This window comes from Pseudomonas sp. CGJS7, from assembly GCF_036961695.1.
In genome coordinates this window covers 1-17653 of the sequence record NZ_JBAMDI010000182.1, presented here as the reverse complement: position 1 = coordinate 17653, position 17653 = coordinate 1, and the positions used below count along the sequence as shown (strand labels likewise).

Annotated in this window: 20 protein-coding genes; 8 read left to right on the top strand and 12 right to left on the bottom strand. The window is 62.4% G+C overall.

The genetic code is table 11. The annotated features are described in order from the left end of the window. Positions 1–307 precede the first annotated feature (307 nt). The 4 genes from V7787_RS48780 to V7787_RS48765 all read left to right on the top strand — a co-directional run bounded on the left by V7787_RS48780 (position 308) and on the right by V7787_RS48765 (position 2110). Entirely contained in the window at positions 308–712 is a 405-nt protein-coding gene (locus tag V7787_RS48780; RefSeq protein WP_003250099.1) for a TraR/DksA family transcriptional regulator, read from the top strand. Between the two features lie 178 nt (positions 713–890). Then, on the top strand, positions 891–1085 hold the full coding sequence (locus V7787_RS48775) for a hypothetical protein (protein WP_012271507.1): 195 nt from the start codon (positions 891–893) through the stop codon (positions 1083–1085). Between the two features lie 345 nt (positions 1086–1430). Then, positions 1431–1901, top strand: a complete 471-nt coding sequence (locus tag V7787_RS48770; protein ID WP_014591718.1) for a hypothetical protein — start codon at positions 1431–1433, stop codon at positions 1899–1901. Continuing rightward, a complete protein-coding gene (locus V7787_RS48765; RefSeq protein WP_010953202.1) occupies positions 1898–2110 on the top strand; it encodes a hypothetical protein in 213 nt (70 codons plus the stop codon). The genes V7787_RS48770 and V7787_RS48765 overlap by 4 nt, the downstream gene beginning before the upstream one ends. 12 nt (positions 2111–2122) lie before the next feature. Here the strand turns inward: V7787_RS48765 and V7787_RS48760 are convergent, their stop codons facing one another. The 7 genes from V7787_RS48760 to V7787_RS48730 all read right to left on the bottom strand — a co-directional run bounded on the left by V7787_RS48760 (position 2123) and on the right by V7787_RS48730 (position 9281). After that, positions 2123–2488 (bottom strand): Na+/H+ antiporter subunit G, encoded by a 366-nt coding sequence (locus V7787_RS48760; protein ID WP_003250107.1) that lies wholly within the window; start codon positions 2486–2488, stop codon positions 2123–2125. After that, the gene (locus V7787_RS48755) at positions 2485–2763 is read right to left on the bottom strand and encodes a K+/H+ antiporter subunit F (protein WP_003250109.1); all 279 of its coding nucleotides are present in this window, start codon (positions 2761–2763) and stop codon (positions 2485–2487) included. Before V7787_RS48755 ends, V7787_RS48760 begins: the two co-directional genes overlap by 4 nt. Then, positions 2760–3248, bottom strand: coding sequence for a Na+/H+ antiporter subunit E (locus tag V7787_RS48750; protein ID WP_014591717.1), 489 nt, complete (start codon positions 3246–3248; stop codon positions 2760–2762). The genes V7787_RS48755 and V7787_RS48750 overlap by 4 nt, the downstream gene beginning before the upstream one ends. Next, positions 3245–4924 carry a monovalent cation/H+ antiporter subunit D gene (locus V7787_RS48745; RefSeq protein WP_064491044.1) on the bottom strand — a complete coding sequence of 560 codons (1680 nt, stop codon included), beginning with the start codon at positions 4922–4924 and terminating at the stop codon, positions 3245–3247. The genes V7787_RS48750 and V7787_RS48745 overlap by 4 nt, the downstream gene beginning before the upstream one ends. Then, on the bottom strand, positions 4921–5265 hold the full coding sequence (locus V7787_RS48740) for a Na+/H+ antiporter subunit C (protein WP_003250128.1): 345 nt from the start codon (positions 5263–5265) through the stop codon (positions 4921–4923). Before V7787_RS48740 ends, V7787_RS48745 begins: the two co-directional genes overlap by 4 nt. After that, positions 5265–8180 carry a monovalent cation/H+ antiporter subunit A gene (locus V7787_RS48735; RefSeq protein WP_336094833.1) on the bottom strand — a complete coding sequence of 972 codons (2916 nt, stop codon included), beginning with the start codon at positions 8178–8180 and terminating at the stop codon, positions 5265–5267. Before V7787_RS48735 ends, V7787_RS48740 begins: the two co-directional genes overlap by 1 nt. A gap of 150 nt (positions 8181–8330) precedes the next feature. Continuing rightward, positions 8331–9281, bottom strand: coding sequence for a DMT family transporter (locus V7787_RS48730; protein ID WP_104887324.1), 951 nt, complete (start codon positions 9279–9281; stop codon positions 8331–8333). Between the two features lie 84 nt (positions 9282–9365). On the opposite strand from V7787_RS48730, the gene V7787_RS48725 reads away from it, so the two are divergent. Beyond that, positions 9366–9929, top strand: a complete 564-nt coding sequence (locus V7787_RS48725; RefSeq protein ID WP_026031877.1) for a helix-turn-helix domain-containing protein — start codon at positions 9366–9368, stop codon at positions 9927–9929. A gap of 48 nt (positions 9930–9977) precedes the next feature. On the opposite strand, the gene V7787_RS48720 is transcribed toward V7787_RS48725, so the two are convergent. Further along, positions 9978–10526: a cysteine hydrolase family protein gene (locus tag V7787_RS48720; protein ID WP_019437605.1), complete on the bottom strand. Its 549-nt coding sequence runs from the start codon at positions 10524–10526 to the stop codon at positions 9978–9980. Between the two features lie 82 nt (positions 10527–10608). Between V7787_RS48720 and V7787_RS48715 the strand changes: the two genes are divergently transcribed. Beyond that, positions 10609–11601: a GlxA family transcriptional regulator gene (locus tag V7787_RS48715; RefSeq protein ID WP_336094832.1), complete on the top strand. Its 993-nt coding sequence runs from the start codon at positions 10609–10611 to the stop codon at positions 11599–11601. 81 nt (positions 11602–11682) lie between these two features. Then, positions 11683–12063, top strand: coding sequence for an antibiotic biosynthesis monooxygenase (locus V7787_RS48710; protein WP_010953211.1), 381 nt, complete (start codon positions 11683–11685; stop codon positions 12061–12063). On the opposite strand, the gene V7787_RS48705 is transcribed toward V7787_RS48710, so the two are convergent. Beyond that, a complete protein-coding gene (locus V7787_RS48705; protein WP_064491048.1) occupies positions 12042–12812 on the bottom strand; it encodes an alpha/beta hydrolase family protein in 771 nt (256 codons plus the stop codon). The two genes, V7787_RS48710 and V7787_RS48705, sit on opposite strands and share 22 nt — an antisense overlap. Beyond that, positions 12796–13914, bottom strand: a complete 1119-nt coding sequence (locus V7787_RS48700) for a DUF3182 family protein (RefSeq protein ID WP_064491049.1) — start codon at positions 13912–13914, stop codon at positions 12796–12798. The genes V7787_RS48705 and V7787_RS48700 overlap by 17 nt, the downstream gene beginning before the upstream one ends. Positions 13915–14134: 220 nt before the next feature. On the opposite strand from V7787_RS48700, the gene V7787_RS48695 reads away from it, so the two are divergent. Continuing rightward, on the top strand, positions 14135–15943 hold the full coding sequence (locus V7787_RS48695) for an aminopeptidase P family protein (protein ID WP_336094831.1): 1809 nt from the start codon (positions 14135–14137) through the stop codon (positions 15941–15943). Between the two features lie 39 nt (positions 15944–15982). Here V7787_RS48695 and V7787_RS48690 read toward each other — a convergent pair whose 3' ends face one another. Together V7787_RS48690 and rhtA are read right to left on the bottom strand one after the other, a co-directional pair. Beyond that, entirely contained in the window at positions 15983–16264 is a 282-nt protein-coding gene (locus V7787_RS48690; RefSeq protein WP_014591706.1) for a hypothetical protein, read from the bottom strand. A gap of 192 nt (positions 16265–16456) precedes the next feature. Continuing rightward, the gene (gene rhtA / locus V7787_RS48685) at positions 16457–17344 is read right to left on the bottom strand and encodes a threonine/homoserine exporter RhtA (RefSeq protein WP_336094830.1); all 888 of its coding nucleotides are present in this window, start codon (positions 17342–17344) and stop codon (positions 16457–16459) included. Between the last annotated feature and the right edge of the window lie 309 nt (positions 17345–17653).

Genomic DNA, 17653 nt, shown 5'->3' with positions numbered 1-17653 from the left:
CGGCAACGGCAACGGCAACGGCAACGGCAACAGCAACAGCAACAGCAACAGCAACAGCAGGCGGATGGGCACTGCCAGAATCACAGTTTACTACTGGCCCTTCAGCTGAGCTGGGGTGCCGACCGGCGGATTGTGAGCAGTGGAAGCAAATTCGCACCCATTTGCAGTTGCTCCACGCGGCGTGGCGCCTTAGACTGCCGCCCCCTGTAAAAGAGTGCCGGTTGGCGCTTGAAGAATTCCGCTGGCGATGCATAGGCATCGACGGCACATGAATCGCCCAAATGCACATTTTTTCATAGAGAAATCGATGACCAAGGAACAGTTGCTGGCCATGTCGGCCGATGACTACATGAACGCCGACCAGCTTGCCTTCTTTACTGAGCTGCTGCAGGCGATGAAAGTCGAAACCCATGAACGCATCGAACTCAGCCGCACCACCATCGAAGGCCTGGACACTCCGTCAGACCCTGCCGACGTGGCTTCGGTCGAAGAAGAACGTAGCTGGCTGGTAAATGCCATCGACCGCGACCAGCGCCTGCTGCCACAGCTTGAAATGGCCCTGGACCGTATTGCCGACGAAAGCTTCGGCTGGTGCGATGACAGTGGTGAGCCTATCGGCCTGAAGCGCTTGCTGATCAGCCCGACCACCAAGTACTGCATCGAAGCTCAGGAGCGCCACGAGCAGCTCGACCGCCACCAGCGCCAGGTATAAAACCGCGCGTGGTGCCAAGCCCCTCGGAGCTATCCCTGGGGCTTTTTGCGTTTCTCGACGAGACCGTTTTTGTTGCGCCTTACGAAACACTGCTGTACCGCAATGCGCTGTTTCCGCACCACTGTCAGGCGTATCATGGCTTTATCGTTAGGGTGCTAATTAAGTTCCGGAGGGAATGATGAATAGCCGAGTCGATGTGGCTGTGATGATAGGGTCAGGTGTGCCGGCCACCTTGCAGGCGCTGGGCAAGCGTATTTGCTGGGTTGTGCTGGTCAATGGCGAGCGTCGCGGCACCGCCTTCGCCACGCGCGAAGAAGCGCTTGAGTGCCAGGCTGCCTGGCAGCAGCAGCTGAAGAAAGGGCTGGCTGCCTGAAAATGTTTATTGCCTCTCGACGGGTTTCGGTGTTTTCGGGCATATTTGTCCTACAGTAATGCGCACATGGATGCCAGGGCTTGTCTTCTAGCAGGCTCACGCCATTGGTTGCGTTTTCTGGCGAGTGATTTCAGGCATCACGCTTCCCAAGCCGGGAATGAGCCAAACGCCTTCGGTTGAAGGCGATTCTGGCAAACCAGAGTAAAGATTCCTGCGCGCTGCATCGTCAGCGAGCACAGACATTTCGCATATCGCTTTATTACTCTTTTTGCCTATCGATAAGAAATGGCCGTGCCTCCCCGAGCTTGGGTGAGGGCGGGTTGTAACCGGTTGAGGATTACTTCATTGGCAGTCAGCACACTTGATACACATGCGTTGTTCGCCCTGGGCGACTTGCGCGGTAAATTGGCCCAACTGTTTCAGGGCCGCTTCATCTATGTCACCGAACAGAGTCCCGAAGGCCTGTACATGGCCGAAATCGACACCGAGAGTGCACTGGTAGTCGATGACAAGCAGCGCCTTGAACTGAAAGTCGGCGACCACTTTCGTGCTGCCGTATTGCCCAGCCGCGAAGGTGGCAAGCTGGAAATGCGCTTTCGCGACATCAAGTTGAATGTGTATGGCGTGGGTGATTACGCCTTCGTTTCTGTGCCGGAAGGCGAGGGCATCGTATTTCGTGAAGGCCATGGCGTGATGCTGGTATTCGCCGCGCAGCAGCAAGTGCAGGAAGGCCTGGGCAAGTTGCTTAAAGCAGTGACTGGCAAAGTCGCCAAATGGCGCAAGGGTGAACTGACCACCTTCAAGGCCAGTGAATGACCGACAGTCACGACTCACCAGCCTCGCGGGCCGAGTTTCATCGGCAGCACCAGGCAGATGCCGTAGCTGAGGCAGAACGTTTGCTGGCCGGGCGTGAGAAGCTGCAAGGCGCCTGGTTGACTTGGGTGGCGGCTGAGCTCTATCGCCTCAGCCCGCCACCGTATGCCGCCATGGTCCGGCGCGAGTTGCAGCGTCTCAGCCAAGGTTGAGACGGCAAACCTTCAATTGCCACGGTCCCGGCCGCTGCTGACCTCTTCAGGCACCGGCTCTTTCGACATGCGCTTGCGAAATAGCGCCGCCCGCGCCAGCAACAGCGTGGTTATCGGCACGGTGATCGACAGCAGGATCGGAATCAGCCACGCGTGGAGCACAGGGGTGCCCTTGAGCCACGAAAAGTAGATGATCGAGGCCAGTGCAACGCACCAGGCACCAAGGGTCGAGGCCAGCGCTGGCGGGTGCATGCGCTGGAAGTAGTCTTTCAGGCGTACCAGGCCTATAGCACCGACCAGGGCGAACAGGCTGCCGGTGAGCAATAGCGCGGCGGTGACCAGCTCCAGCCAGAACGGCAGTACCAGGGCTTCAGTCATTCGATCACCTCACCGCGCAGCAGAAACTTGGCCAAGGCAAACGAGCCGACGAAACCAAACAGTGCAATCAGCAGGGCACCTTCGAAGTAGGTGTCACTGGCATAACGGATACCCAGCACCAGCATGGTGAGCATGGCCAGGATGTACAGGTAGTCCAGGGCCAGAACACGGTCTTGGGCGGACGGGCCACGGAACAGCCGGATCAGCGCCAGGCCCATGGCCAGGGCGAAGATGAACAGGCTGGCGAGGACGGCATTGGCGAGCAGGCCTGTCATTGGAAAATCTCCATAAGCGGGCGTTCGTAAGTGTCCTTGAAGTGCTGTATGAAGGCCGCTTCATCGTCCAGCTCAAACACATGCAGCAACAGCACACTGCGGTCCAGTGCCAGTTCGGACCAGACTGTGCCAGGCACCACCGTGGTGATCATCGACAGCGCTGCCAGGCCGTGGGGGTCACGCAATGCCAATGGTATGTGAACGAACGCAGAGCGTGGCGGCTGCTTGCCGGCCCGCAGCACACCACGGGCCACCAGCAGGTTGGAGGTGATCACATCGATGCCGACCCGGCAGATGAGGCGGGCGATGGCCAGGGGGCGCCTTACGTGTGCATGCTGCGGGCGCAGGGGCGCCATCAACAGTGGCGCCAGTATGCCAAGTGCAGCGCCCAGCAGCAGGTTGCCGGGGCTGACCGAGAGGTTCAGCAGCAGCCACAGGCCAAACAGCGAGACCGATAACAGTGGAGCGGGGAACAGTCGGTTCATGGCTGCACCTGTACGTCGCGCGAGGTGGGGCCAGGAATCGGCTGGGCGGCCATCACGGCTTTGATATAGGCATCGGGGGCCTGCAGGCTGGCGGCAGTGTCCTGGGTGTAGCGCAGCAACGGCTCGGCCTTGAAGCTGAGGATGAGGCACAAGCCGAGCAGGATGACGATGGGCAGGCATTCATAGCGCCGCAGCACCGGTGACGGGCGCTCTTCGGGCTTCCAGAAACGCTGGATGCCGACGCGGCCGAAGGCGATCAGCGAGGCCATGCCGGACAGGATCAGCAACGCTACCAGGCCCCAGCCGGCGGCACTCAGCGGCTGCTCGGCCGGTACGCCGAGGCCCAGTGGATTGAACAGCGCGCTGATCAGGTTGAGCTTGCCGACAAAGCCCGACAGCGGCGGCATGCCGATGATCAGTAGTGCGCAGGCAATGAAGCTGAGGCCGAGGAAGGCCATGGTCCACGGGATGATCTGGCCGATTACCACCTGCTGTTCATCGTCGAGGTTGATGCCCTTGGGCGGGAGCAGCGATTCCAGTGGCGGCGGCATGGCGTCTTCTTCTTCGTCCAGCGGCGCTTCATTGGCCGAGCGTGAGCGTTCGACCAGTTCGGCGAGCAGGAACAGTGCGCACAGTGCAAGGGTCGAGTTGACCAGGTAGAACAGCGCAGCGCCGGTCAGGGCCGCCTGGGCAAAACCCACCGCACCCAGCAGCGTGCCGGCCGAAACCAGGATACTGAGTGCCGCCATACGCTCCAGGCGCTGAGCTGCCAGGATCGATACCGCTGCCACCGCCAGGGTAACGAGGCCGCCGTAAACCAGCCATTCGCCGCCGAAGTGAGCCGAGGCCCCGGCCTGCCCGGAGAACAGCAGCGTCCACAGGCGCAGCACGGCGTACAGGCCGACTTTGGTCATGATGGCGAACAGTGCAGCCACCGGCGCGCTGGCTGACGCGTAAGCTGGCACCAGCCAGAAGTTCAGCGGCCAGATACCGGCCTTGACCAGGAAGGCCACGGCCAGGATTGCCGCGCCGGCATGCAGCAGGCCACGGTCGGCCTCCGGTACCAGTGGAACTTTCAGCGCCAGGTCGGCCATGTTCAGGGTGCCGGTCACGCCATACAGCATCGCTGCGCCGATCAGGAACAGCGACGAGGCAAACAGGTTGATAGCGATGTAGTGCAGGCCTGCGCGCACCCGCGCACGCCCCGAACCATGCAGCAGCAGGCCATAGGAGGCGGCCAGCAGCACTTCGAAGAAGACGAACAGGTTGAACAGGTCGGCGGTGAGGAAGGCGCCGTACAGCCCCATCAGCTGAATCTGGAACAGCGCATGGAAGCTGGCCCCAGCACCGTCCCAGCGGGCACGGGCAAATAGCAGCGCGCTGAAACCGATGACCCCGGTCAGGGTCAGCAAGAGCGCGGACAGGTGGTCCACCACCAGCACGATACCGAATGGCGCCGGCCAGTTGCCCGGCAGGTACACGCCGATCGACGCTGCCTGGCCCTGGGTGCGCACCCACAGCAGCAGACAGACCGCGATTGCCAGGCCGGAGAAGGTAGACAGCAGGTTCAGCCTGGCCTTGATGTGCCTGTGCTTTTCACCCAGCAGCAACATTATCGCCGCCGTAATCAGCGGCAGCAGGATGGGGGCGACAATCAGTTGACTCAGATCACTCATTCGTCACGCTCCCGGCCATCCACGTGGTCGGTACCGGTCAGGCCGCGCGAGGCCAGCAGCACCACCAGGAACAGCGCGGTCATGGCGAAACTGATGACGATGGCGGTGAGCACCAGTGCTTGTGGCAGCGGGTCGGTGTAATGCAACAGGTCCTGGGTAACGCCATCCTTGATGATTGGCTCCTTGCCGATGAACAGGCTGCCCATGCTGAAGATGAACAGGTTGACCCCGTAAGAAAGTAAACACAGGCCCATGATCACCTGATAGGTACGCGGGCGCAGGATCAGCCACACCCCGGAGGCAGCCAGCACGCCGATGGCGACTGCAATCACTTCTTCCATCAGGCGGCTCCTGCTTGGCTGGTTTTTGCCGGGTTGCCCGGGCGGTAGGCGCGCACCGACTGGTGCGCCAGGGCCGTGAGGATCAGCAGGGTCGAGCCGACCACGACGGTGTATACGCCAATATCGAAGAACAGCGCGCTGGCCACGTGCACATCACCCAGCAACGGCAGGTGCAAGTGGGCGGTATGGGTGGTGAGGAACGGGTAACCCAGCAGCATGGCGCCGACGCCGGTCAGGGTCGCGCACAGCAGCCCGGTACCCATCCAGCGCAGCGGCCGCAGGCTCATCTGCGCCTCGACCCACTGGGTGCCGGCCACCATGTACTGGAGGATGAACGCCACCGACATGACCAAGCCAGCGACAAACCCGCCACCGGGCTGGTTGTGCCCGCGCATGAACAGGTACATCGACACCAGCAAGGCGATCGGCAGCAGCAGGCGCACCAGCGCTGCCGGCACCATCATGAAGCCCAGCGCGGTATCGGTGGCATGCCGCGGGTTGATCAGGTCGGTGACTACGTCCGGCGCCAGCTGGCGTTGTTGCGCCGGCAGCTGCATGCTCTCTTTCGGAGGACGGAAGCGCCGTAGCAGGGCGAACACCGTCAGCGCCACAGCCACCAACACGGTGATTTCACCGAGGGTATCGAAGCCGCGGAAGTCGACCAGCATGACATTGACCACATTGGTGCCGCCGCCCTGAGGCAACGCACGGCTCAGATAGAACGAGGAAATGTCGTTGGGCGTCGGCCGGGTCAGCATGGCGTACGACAGCACGGCCATGCCGCCACCCACCAGCACGGCCAGCAGCAAGTCGCGCAGGCGGCGCGTGCGCGCGCGCTCCAGGCTACCCGGCAGCGGTGACACGCCTTCGATACGCCGTGGCAGCCAGCGCAGGCCGAGCAGGATCAGCACGGTGGTGACCACTTCCACCACCAACTGGGTCAGTGCCAGGTCGGGCGCAGAGAACCAGACGAAGGTGATGCAGGTCATCAGGCCGCAGACGCTGACCATGATCAGTGCCGCCAGGCGGTGGTACTTGGCCTGGTAGGCGGCGCCGATGGCGCAGGCAATGGCGATCAGCCACAGGGCGACGAATACACCGGAACCCGGAATCTTCGGGCGATCACCCCAGCTCAGGCCGCTATTGAGCATCGGCGTGAGGCCCGCGAGGAACGCGGCGAATACCAGCATGAACAGCTGCGACTGCAGCCGCCGGGTGGTGAACAGGCGTTCGATGCGACGCGCCAGCAACATCAGGTGAACCTGGCCGTGCTCGAACAGCCGCTTGCCATTGAAGCGCTCGATCACGGGCGGGTAGGGGAAGCGACCCAGGCGCAGTTGTTTGCGCAGCAACAGGTACAGGACGATGCCGCCGCTCATGGCGACCAGGCTCATGATCATCGGCGCGTTCCAGCCATGCCAGATGGCCAGGCTGTATTCCGGCAGGGTGCCGCCAACCACCGGCAGGGCCGCAGCGGCCAACAGGGGGCCGACCGACTGTGTGGGGAAGATGCCCACGACCAGGCACGTGAGCACCAGCAGTTCCACCGGAGCACGCATCCAGCGTGGCGGCTCGTGCGGGGTATGGGGCAGGTCCTGGGCCGTCGGCCCGAAGAACACATCGACGGTAAAGCGCAGGGCATACGCCACGCTGAAGGTGCCGGCCAGGGTGGCGATCACCGGCAGCGTGGCCTCGACCCAGGCGGTGGAGCTGATGAATACCGTTTCGGCGAAGAACATTTCCTTCGACAGGAAGCCGTTCATCAGCGGCACGCCGGCCATCGAAGCGCTGGCGACCATGGCTAGGGTCGCGGTGTAGGGCACCAGGCGGATCAGGCCGCTGAGGCGGCGAATGTCACGGGTGCCGCTCTCGTGGTCGATGATACCGGCGGCCATGAACAGCGAGGCCTTGAAGGTGGCATGGTTGAGAATGTGGAATACCGCGGCGACGGCAGCCAGCGGGCTGTTAAGGCCCAGCAGCAGGGTAATCAGGCCCAGGTGGCTGATGGTCGAATAGGCCAGCAGGCCCTTGAGGTCATTCTGGAACATGGCGGCGAAAGCGCCGAGCAGCAGGGTGAGGGCGCCGGCACCGCCGACGATCCAGAACCACTCCTCGCTACCGGAAAGTACCGGCCACAGGCGTGCCAGCAGGAACACCCCGGCCTTGACCATGGTGGCCGAGTGCAAATAGGCCGACACCGGTGTGGGCGCTGCCATGGCGTGGGGCAGCCAGAACTGGAAGGGAAACTGTGCGCTCTTGGTCAGGGCGCCGATGAGTATCAGGGGCAGCAGCACCGGGTAAAGCGCATGCTGGCGGATGGTATGCCCGGCAGCCAGGACCTTGTCCAGGTCATAGCTGCCGACCACATGGCCGAGCAGCAGGGCCCCTACCAGCAGGCACAAGCCGCCTGCGCCGGTTACCATCAGCGCCATGTAGGCGCCACGACGGGCGTCGGCGCGGTGGTGCCAGTAGCCGATCAGCAGGAAGGAGAACAGGCTGGTCAGTTCCCAGAAGAACACCAGTTGGATCAGGTTGCCGGAGATGACCAGGCCGAGCATGGCGCCCATGAAGGCCAGGAAGAACGCGAAGAAGCGTGGTACCGGATCTTGCGGTGACATGTAGTAGCGGGCATACAGCGATACCAGTGCGCCAATGCCCAGTACCAGCAACGAGAACAGCCAGGCAAAGCCGTCCATGCGCAACACCAGGTTCATTCCCAGGCTGGGCAGCCACAGGAACTCTTCGCGAATGACGCCACCATGGGCAACCTGAGGGTACAGAAGTGCTACCTGGACGGTGCCGACCAGGGCTACGAGCCCGGCAAGAATGGACTCGGCGTTACGTGCGTTGTGCGGCAGCACAGCTGCCAGGCAACTGCCCACGAACGGCAGAAGCAATAGCACTATCAAGGACATAGCGGCCTATTCTGGAGAAGTTTGCAAAGAATCATACGTGCCGAGGTGTTTATCACCAACACGCAAGCTGTCGCAGGATCCTACAAACCGGCTGTGACAAGCGGTTTTTTTATAACAGTTTTTTACAAAGAATAGCCGCTGTTGACCGTTTTACAGCCCCGCCTGGCGTTCGCCCGGGTTCTGCACATCGCGTGTTTCGACGGTTTCGCGAGGGCGCCGCACCTTGAGTTCACTGACCACCACGGCGACCACGATCAGCAGGCCGCCGAGCAGCGCCACGCCAGGCAGGCGCTCGCCAGCCAGACGCCCGACGATGCCGGCCCACACCGGTTCACCGGCATAAATGAGTGTGGCGCGGGTAGGCGAGACCGACTTCTGTGCCCAGTTCATCGCCACTTGGATCACTGCACTCATTGCGCCCAGGCCCACTGCGCTGGCCAGCAACAGCCAGGAGAAGTCGGGGATGCGCTCCTGGGTCGGCACGATCATCAGGAACGCCAGCAGCGATGCAGTCGCCAGTTGCACCACAGTAACCCGGCGCACATCGACCTGACCCGCGTAGCGGCTGATCAGAATGATTTCACCGGCGATGGCCACGGCGCTGATCAGGGTGACCAGTTCGCCCTCGCTGAAACGCAGGCTGCCGCCTTCCGGCCCGGCCAGCAGCATCAGGCCGATGAATGCCAGGCAGATACCCATGCTGGGCATCAGGCCAGGGCGACGCCCCAGCACCAGCCACTGCAGCAGCGGCACGAACGGGACGTACAGCGCAGTGATGAACGCTGACTGGCTGCTGCTGATGGTCTGCAGGCCCATGGTCTGCAGGCCATAGCCGAGCATGATCGACACGCCGATCAGCATGCCGGCCTTCAGTTCGGTGAAGGTCAGGCCGGGCAGCGCTCGCGCCGAGACCACACCAACGAACAGCGCGGCTGCCGCAAAGCGCAGGCCGACGAAGAACATCGGGCCGCTGACGGCCATCACGTTATGCACCAACAGGAACGTGCCGCCCCACAACATGGTGATGAATACCAGCACCAGTTCGGCCTTGCTCAGGCGGAAGGTGGCGGCAGGGGTGGGCTTGTTGCTGGGCTGGTTCATGGTCTTGCACACTCGGAAAGGGCGGCGCACAATCGCCGCAAAAGTGGGCAGTATACTGCGCAATCTCGACCAGTGAGCAATATAGTGCACAAGGATTCTTCGCACCGGGCATCGGTGCTGCAACATGTCAGCCTCAATGTGCGCCGCCTGCGCAACGCCGCCGGCTTGAGTCAGGCGGCGCTGGCCGAGCGTTCAGGGGTCAGCCGGCGCATGCTGGTCGCGATCGAGGCGGGCGAGAAGAATGTCAGCCTGACCACATTGGACCTGATTGCCGAAGCCTTGGGCGTGGCTTTCAGTACCCTGATCCAGGCGCCGGAGCTGCGCGACCCCGGGCGCATTGAAGAGCTGGCGTGGGCTGGCGAACACCCGCAGAGCCGAGCGGTGTTGCTGGGCACCAGCCCGGCAAGGCGCGAGGTGGAACTTTGGGAATGGACCCTGGCACCGGGGGAGTGCTATTGCAGTGAGGCCGATGCCGAAGGCTGGAGCGAGCAGATCTACGTGGTCGATGGGCAACTGACGCTGATCATCGAAGATGTCGAGCATCGCTTGCAGGTGGGGCAGTTCCATGTGTTCCCCAGCAATTGCCGGTATGCCTACCGTAACGATGGCGTGGTGGCTGTTCGGTTTGTGCGCAATGTGGTGATTTGAGGCAGCAGGCTTTGGGGCTGCTGTGCGGCCCCAAAGGTCTCAAGCCGATCAGTTTTTCAGCAGCTCGTCGGTCTTCACCACATCGGCATAGGCAAACGCCAGCGCCGCCATCGCCGAATCGTGCACATGAGCCGCCGGCACCTGCTTGCCGTCGAACGTCAGTGGCAGGGTTGCGCAGGCATCGTGCGCCACGGTCACTTGATAGCCCATATCGGCCGCAGCCCGGGTGGCAGCATCAATGCACATGTGGCTCATGCTGCCGACGATGGTCAGCGCCTCGACGCCATGCCGGTCCAGCGTGTGCTCAAGATCGGTACCGAGAAAGGCGTTGACCTTGTGCTTGAGCACCACCGGCTCGCCCGGCAATGGCTCGACCTTGGTGTGGATGGCCGCACCCTGCGAACCGGGGGCAAAGAAGGGGGCATCGGCAGTGTCGAACTCATGCCGCACATGCACCACCAGGTCGCCGCGCTTGCGTGCTGCTGCCAGCAGGCGGGCGGCGTTGTCGGCTGCCTGGTCGACGCCATCGAGGGGCCACTTGCCGCCGGGGAAGTAGTCGTTCTGGATGTCGATGATGATCAGTGCCTGCTTGCTCATGCTGCCTCCTGTGGCAGTAGTCGTCGAGAGACGTTAGTTATAGGCTGTGTTCACCCACCTGAGGATTGGCGCGAACGACACTATGCGGGCAAAAACTGACACCAGCGCTAACCTGGATATCGGCTTGCTGTTGTACCCCGGCGTGCAGCGCGCCGCTGTGCATGGCCTGGCCGACCTGTTCCTGGTGGCCAACCGGGTGGCGGCCGAACTGGGGGCCGTCGAGTTGCCACACATTCGCGTCAGTTGCTGGCAGGCAGATGAGACGGGGCAGTTGTTGCCTGCGTCGGATAACTCTGCTGTCACCGTACCGGGCCTGCGCGTCCTGATCATTCCGCCAAGCCTGGAGTCGGCCCCGCAAACCGAATTGCTCGAATGCCACCGCGCGCCGCTGTGCCTGCTGCACGGGCGTGGTACGGTGCTGGCGTCGGTATGCATCGGTGTATTTTTCATTGCCGCCAGCGGTTTGCTCGACGGGCGCCCGGCCTGCACGCACTGGAACTATGTGCAGGCGCTTGCCCAGCGCTTCCCCAGGGTGCGGGTAGAGGCCCAGCAGCCGTTGCTGGATGACGGCGACATCGTGACCTCGGCAGGGTTGATGGCCTGGACGGACCTCGGCTTGCGCTTGCTGGAGCGCTTTTTGGGGGCGACGGTGGCTCAGGAGACCGCTCGCTATCTGGCCGTCGATCCGGTCGCGGCGCCGCTGCCCGGCGCTGTGTTCAACCCGCGCCTGGACCACGGCGACGAGGCCGTGTTGAAGGTGCAGCACTGGTTGCAGGGCAATGGCGGGCAGGATGCCGACCTGGCCACGATGGCGGCCTGCGCGGGGCTGGAGGCGCGCACTTTCTTGCGGCGCTTTCGTGCCGCTACCGGGCTGCGCCCGACCGAGTATTGCCAGCAGGTGAGGGTGGGGCGGGCGTGCCGCTTGCTGGAGTTTACCCGGCGCACCGTCGAACAGATCGCGTGGGGTGTCGGTTACCAGGATCCGGGCGCGTTTCGCAAAGTGTTCCAGCGTGTCATCGGCCTTACCCCGAGTGACTATCGGCGGCGGTTTGCGGTATCCGGCCAGGGTCTGTAGAAACCACTTGACCTTGACTTTACTTGAGGTCTTACCCTGCTCGGCATCGCGCTGCATGCGTACGTAGCCAGGAGACTGTCGATGTTGGCAACACCTCATGCCTTGTGGTTCACCCAGATGATCGAATACGAAGTACCCAGTATGTACCAGCAAGCATTGGCTCAGGCCCTGGTGGAGCGTAGTGAAGCATTGGCTGCGCGTTGCGAAGGGCTGCAGGGTGTGAGCATCCAGGCCAGCGACGATGGCTGTCGGGTGTTGCAGTACCTGCAATGGCAGTCACGCCAGGCCTGGGCTGCGGCGGCCGTGCACTTCGTCGAGGAATCGTTTCTTGACCTGCTGGGCCAGCATCAGGCACGCGGTGTCAACTTCGCCGCCTACCAGGCCCTGCGCAGCCTGGTGCGCGGGGACGATGGCGTGCTGCATTGCCAGATGGGCGGTCCTCAGGCATACCAAGGTGCGTAGTGCGGGTAGCGGTCCAGGCGGGCACCGATGACCATTTCGCTGATCCATGCCGCCAGGAGCGAGCTATACGCTTTCTGGCTCTGTTCGCTGGACAGCGCGTGGTCGGCGCCGTCGACGATGCGATGGGTGAGCGAGTGGGCGTTGATGAACGCCGAGCGGTAGTTCATCAAGGTACTGTGCGGCACGTAGTCATCCTGCTCGGACTCCACCAGCAACACATCCCCGCCGAATTCGGCGCACGCGGCCAGCGCGCGGTTGTCGGCCGGGCCCAGGGGGCGCTGGCGATAGGCATTCAGGCGTTGACGGTCAAGGGTTTGCTTCGGGCTGCCCCATTCGTCATCCCAGTACATGGCAGGTACCCGCAGGGCCAGCCATCTGACCGGCCGTTCGCGGGTCAGCAGAGTCGCCAGGTAACCGCCATAGCTGCTGCCGATAATGGCGATGGCGCTGCTGTCGACCGCCGGGTGGCTGACCAGTCGATCGTAAGCCACCAGCAAGTCCTGCAGGTTTTGTTCACGGGTGACCGTGAGGCGCTGGCTTTCAGTTTTTTCGTGACCGCGCAGGTCGAAGGTCATGCACACACATCCCAGTCCGGTGATATGCCGGGCGCGGGCCAGGTCACGTTGCTGGCTGCCGCCCCAGCCGTGTACGAAGAGAATGCCCGGCATTTTGGTGCCCGGGCTGACCAAGGTGCCGGCGATGCGGTCATTCTCGACCTGCAGCTCAACGGTTTCACTCTGAATGGCCATGGTCGCGAATCCGCGCAAATTTGCTGAGTTGTCCGAGTTCACTGTCGTTTCCTTGGTAAAAGAGGGTGGCGTCAGCGGGCAGGTCGGGGTTGCCGAATACTTCGTGGGTGGAAGCCCGCACCCGTTGCAATGCGGGGTCATCGGCAAATGCCTGCAGGGCCAACAGTTCGGCACTGCTGGCACCACCCAGGCGCCAGGATTGTTCGAGCACCCCGCTGCACAGATGGCCCGAAGGGCTGATGCCGCGGGCGATGTCATAGTTGCGACGTGAGGCGACAAAGCCCGGGAAGTGCTGCTCGGCGGCTTGTTCGTAAACCATGGCCTGGTTGATGGCAAGGCGCAGGTGGTCGTCCAGTGGGAGCTGTAGCAACGCCTGATAGTCGCCACGTACCACCACCAGGTCAGAACCCCCGTAGACCTCGGTACCCTGATGGTCGCGTGTCAGTTGCTGGGTGCCGTGGTAGCTGCAGGTCAAGCCGGCGACGCGCACCTGGCCGACGCTGAAGGTTTGCACCTCGCTCAGGTCTTCTTCGAGCACCAGGCCCCACTGCGCCAACGTGTGGTCATCCATATCGGCCAGCAGAGGCTCCAGGGCATCTGCAGTGGTGATGACCTGTTGCCCGCGTCCCGCACAAGCCAGTACCGGCTTGACCCTCAGCGGGCCGTCGAGCAGCAGCAACTGTGCGGCAGTGCGAGCGTCGGCTTTGCTGAACACGGTGTAGCCGCGCAGCAGGGCATCGCTGGCCTGCCGGGCGAAGTCGTCGGTCCAGCCCGGCGGGAAGCTGGCCCCGGCGGGTAACGGGTGAGAGATCGCCTTGGTCGCCATGTAGGGGTACGGCACCATGCCGCCAAACAGGTCCTGTTCGCTGCAAATACCCAAGGCGGCATATCGTCTGGGGTCGATCAGGGTCTCGGTTGGCAGATAATAGTAGGCATCGGCTGCATCTGGCGGCCGCATGGGCTGTATAAGTGGGCAGCCCAGCAAACGTGCCAGGCCTTCCGCAAGCTTGAGATGAACGCCGTGCTCGTGTTCGGGCGTGTGGTCGCGGGTGTCAAGCAACACCACGCCGGCTTTCGGTTCGAGGGCACTGGGCATGGTCATTTGCCTGTGTGCAATGAATGTACTGTGTGTGAAGCCGGTGTCCTGGGGAAGTTCAGGGGAACTTGATCGGTGGTCCTGGTCCTGTTGTAGGAAGTGTCCTATTGGCACAGGGCGTCGTGGGCAAGGCATGCCGTATCTTGGTCGTCGCGATTGCAGCGCCCTGGCGGCTGTTCCATTATCGGCCTATTGGATCAACCGTTATGAAGCCGCAGGAGAGCGCATGAACGTCCAGACCACCCTTGAGCAAAGCGTGCCGCAGCGACTGGTGCACGTGCGCCAAGCCATGGCGGCAGGGGGCATCGATGCCTTGCTGGTCCCCTCGGCCGACCCCCACCTATCCGAATACCTGCCCGGTTACTGGCAGGGGCGCCAGTGGCTTTCGGGGTTCCATGGCTCGGTTGGTACGCTGGTGGTCACCCCCGGCTTTGCCGGGCTGTGGGTCGACAGCCGCTACTGGGAGCAGGCAGCTCAGGAGCTGAAGGGCAGCGGCATCGAACTGATGAAACTGTTGCCGGGCAAACCCGGGGCGTTGGAATGGTTGGGCGAAAATGTCGAGCCCAACGGTCGTGTGGCAGTGGATGGTGCGGTCATGGCCCTGGCTTCGGCGCGCCAGCTGGCTGAGCGGCTGAAGGCGCGTGGAGCGCAGCTGGTGACAGACATGGACCTGCTGGGTCAGGTCTGGGACGGGCGCCCGGCGCTGCCAGGTAACCCGGTGTACCAGCACCTGCCGCCCCACGCCACGGTGAGCCGGGCGGAAAAGCTCGCGCAATTGCGCCAGGGCATCCAGGCCGAGGGTGCCGACTGGCACTTCATCGCTACCCTGGATGACATTGCCTGGCTGTTCAACCTGCGCGGCAGCGATGTCTCCTACAATCCGGTTTTCCTGGCCTTTGCCCTGATCAATCAGCAGCAGGCCATCCTGTTCGTGGGCCAGGACAAGGTGGACGAGCACCTGCGTCATGTGCTGGAGGTCGACGGCATCGAGGTGCGCGACTACAGCGAAGCAGGCAAGGCGCTAGGCACCGTTCCTGCGGGGGCGCGGCTGCTGGTGGACCCGGCCCGGGTCACCTGCGGCCTGCTGGACAACCTGGCGGCAGAGGTGATTCTTGTCGAGGGGCTAAACCCCACCACGCTGAGCAAGTCCTGCAAGGGTGACGACGACCTGGTGCATATTCGCCAGGTCATGGAGCAGGACGGCGCAGCCTTGTGCGAGTTTTTCGCCTGGTTCGAGGCGAACCTCGGCCGGGAGGTCATTACCGAGCTGACGGTTGACGAGCAATTGAGTGCCGCGCGTGCTCGACGGCCGAATTTCGTGTCACTGAGCTTTTCTACCATTGCCGCCTTCAATGGCAATGGCGCGATGCCACACTACCGGGCCACCGAGCAGTCGCATGCGCTCATCGAGGGTAATGGCTTGCTGCTGATCGACTCGGGCGGTCAATACTTGGGCGGCACTACCGACATTACCCGCATGGTGCCGGTCGGTAACCCCAGCCAGGCTCAGAAGCAGGACTGCACCCGTGTACTCAAGGGCATGATTGCCTTGTCGCGTGCCACGTTCCCGCGAGGGGTGCTGTCGCCGTTGCTCGACGCCATTGCCCGGGCGCCGATCTGGGCTGACCAGGTCGACTATGGCCATGGTACCGGCCACGGGGTGGGCTACTTCATGAACGTGCATGAGGGGCCTCAAGTGATCGCCTACCAGGCGGCACCTGCACCGCAGACGGCGATGCAAGTGGGCATGATCAGCTCGATCGAGCCGGGGACGTACCGCCCGGGGCAGTGGGGCGTTCGCATCGAGAACCTGGTGGTCAACCGCGAAGCGGGGAAGAGTGCCTTTGGTGACTTCCTGCAGTTCGAAACCTTGACGCTGTGCCCTATCGACACCCGCTGTCTGTTGCCCGAGTTGCTGACCAAGGAGGAGGTGGAGTGGCTGAACGGCTACCACGCCTGCGTACGTGAGCGCCTGGCGCCCTTGCTCCAAGGGGATGCGCTAGCCTGGCTGGAGATGCGTACTGCACCGCTGTAACGCAGCGGAAAAAGGGCAGTTTGCGAACTGCCCTTTTCTCTATTTACAGATGATGATCATGCTCCGGCTGGTGTAACCCGCCGGGTTGATGCCGAACAAATAGTCACCGGCCTCTTCATCGCTATCGCCCGAGCGCGCAATGACCCGGTAGCCGCGCGTGCTGCAGGCGCTTGCGGCCTTGCTGTAGCAATTGTCCCACGAGGAAGAAAGGCCGGAGCAGTTGATATGCAGGCCCTTCTTGCCCCTTTTGACCTCGGTCTTGGCTGTGGCGGCACATCCAGCAATGGCCAAGATGGCCAGGATGAGAAAAATTCGTTTCATTCCTGTCCTTAAATGCAGGGCAAATCAGTTGTCACGACCCTGTCGTTGTCGCTTCGGTTCTTCCTGAACCTTCCCCCAGCGTCCGTGTTCGGCCCAGTAGATAGCGTAAAGATGATGATTCTGTGACAGCTTAATCAGCGAGACAGGCTGCTACAATCATTAATCCTTTCTCAAATGAAAATATTTCTCATATCAGTCTGCTGCGATGGCCGGGCTGGGCGACTTGCGCATGGACAGGGTGGTGCCGACCGAGGCGGTAATGATTGCCAGAATCGCCAGCCATTGAGTGAGCGTCAGCACCTCGCCGAGGAAAAGCAGGCCGGACAATGCGCCAAATGCCGGTTCGATGCTCATCAGGGTGCCGAACGTGCGCGCCGGAATCCGCGTGAGGGCAACCATTTCCAGGCTGTATGGCAGGGCGGTGGACAGTATTGCAACGGCAAACGCCATGGGGATCACGGCAGGTGTGAGCAGAGCGCTACCGGCGTGGGCGATACCGATGGGGGCGACGAACAGGGCCGCGACCACCACCCCCAGGGCCGCGCTCTGGATGCCGTGCTCGGCCCCTGCACGTTGCCCGAACAGGATGTACAGCGCCCAGCACACACCCGCCCCCAGCGCATAGGCGGCGCCCACTGGGTCGAGTGCCTGGCCGCTGTGACCTGCCGGCAGCAACAGCAGCAGGCCTGCGATGGCCAGGGCAATCCACAGGAAATCGATCGCTCGGCGCGAGGAGAAGATCGCCACGGCCAACGGGCCGGTGAATTCCAAGGCGACGGCGATACCGATTGGTACCGTTTGCAGGGCCATATAGAAGAGGAAGTTCATGCCGCCCAGTGCCATGCCGTAGATGACCACATTGCGCAACGTGTTGGCGGTCATGCGTACCCGCCACGGGCGCAATATAAGCAGCATGATGATGCTGGCGAAGATCAGGCGCAGGGTGGTGGTGCCTTGTGCGCCGACGATCGGGAACATGCTTTTGGCCAGGGAGGCGCCGGACTGAATCGATGCCATGGCGATAAGCAGTAGGCCGATCGGGAAGAGGGTGGCGGCCAGGCTGCGGGGTTGGGTGTTCATTTAAGTGCGGCAATCCTTGGGCGGGGGAGGTGGTGAGCAATATAGTGCGCAATTGGTGGGGGAGGTGGTAGCCCTCAAGCGGCTTTGCCAGAAATATTTCAAATCATTGAAATTAAAGGTTGACCTTCTCGATGGCCTCCCTATAATGCGCACCACTCCAACGCGGTAGCGAAGCAAAGCTAGCCACTGTGTTGAGTCAAGTGCTTGAAGCTAAACGAGTTTCTCGCAAAAAACTTCAAAATAAACGCTTGACAGGCTCTGAGGAAAGCGTAGAATGCGCGCCTCGGTTGAGATGAAAAGCTCTTAACC

Coding starts and splice junctions, on each gene's coding strand:
- V7787_RS48780 (WP_003250099.1), top strand. CDS start 308: ATGACCAAGGAACAGTTGCTGGCCATGTCGGCCGATGACTACATGAAC.
- V7787_RS48775 (WP_012271507.1), top strand. CDS start 891: ATGAATAGCCGAGTCGATGTGGCTGTGATGATAGGGTCAGGTGTGCCG.
- V7787_RS48765 (WP_010953202.1), top strand. CDS start 1,898: ATGACCGACAGTCACGACTCACCAGCCTCGCGGGCCGAGTTTCATCGG.
- V7787_RS48760 (WP_003250107.1), bottom strand. CDS start 2,488: ATGACTGAAGCCCTGGTACTGCCGTTCTGGCTGGAGCTGGTCACCGCC.
- V7787_RS48755 (WP_003250109.1), bottom strand. CDS start 2,763: ATGACAGGCCTGCTCGCCAATGCCGTCCTCGCCAGCCTGTTCATCTTC.
- V7787_RS48750 (WP_014591717.1), bottom strand. CDS start 3,248: ATGAACCGACTGTTCCCCGCTCCACTGTTATCGGTCTCGCTGTTTGGC.
- V7787_RS48745 (WP_064491044.1), bottom strand. CDS start 4,924: ATGAGTGATCTGAGTCAACTGATTGTCGCCCCCATCCTGCTGCCGCTG.
- V7787_RS48740 (WP_003250128.1), bottom strand. CDS start 5,265: ATGGAAGAAGTGATTGCAGTCGCCATCGGCGTGCTGGCTGCCTCCGGG.
- V7787_RS48735 (WP_336094833.1), bottom strand. CDS start 8,180: ATGTCCTTGATAGTGCTATTGCTTCTGCCGTTCGTGGGCAGTTGCCTG.
- V7787_RS48730 (WP_104887324.1), bottom strand. CDS start 9,281: ATGAACCAGCCCAGCAACAAGCCCACCCCTGCCGCCACCTTCCGCCTG.
- V7787_RS48720 (WP_019437605.1), bottom strand. CDS start 10,526: ATGAGCAAGCAGGCACTGATCATCATCGACATCCAGAACGACTACTTC.
- V7787_RS48715 (WP_336094832.1), top strand. CDS start 10,609: ATGCGGGCAAAAACTGACACCAGCGCTAACCTGGATATCGGCTTGCTG.
- V7787_RS48710 (WP_010953211.1), top strand. CDS start 11,683: ATGTTGGCAACACCTCATGCCTTGTGGTTCACCCAGATGATCGAATAC.
- V7787_RS48705 (WP_064491048.1), bottom strand. CDS start 12,812: ATGGCCATTCAGAGTGAAACCGTTGAGCTGCAGGTCGAGAATGACCGC.
- V7787_RS48700 (WP_064491049.1), bottom strand. CDS start 13,914: ATGACCATGCCCAGTGCCCTCGAACCGAAAGCCGGCGTGGTGTTGCTT.
- V7787_RS48695 (WP_336094831.1), top strand. CDS start 14,135: ATGAACGTCCAGACCACCCTTGAGCAAAGCGTGCCGCAGCGACTGGTG.
- V7787_RS48690 (WP_014591706.1), bottom strand. CDS start 16,264: ATGAAACGAATTTTTCTCATCCTGGCCATCTTGGCCATTGCTGGATGT.
- rhtA (WP_336094830.1), bottom strand. CDS start 17,344: ATGAACACCCAACCCCGCAGCCTGGCCGCCACCCTCTTCCCGATCGGC.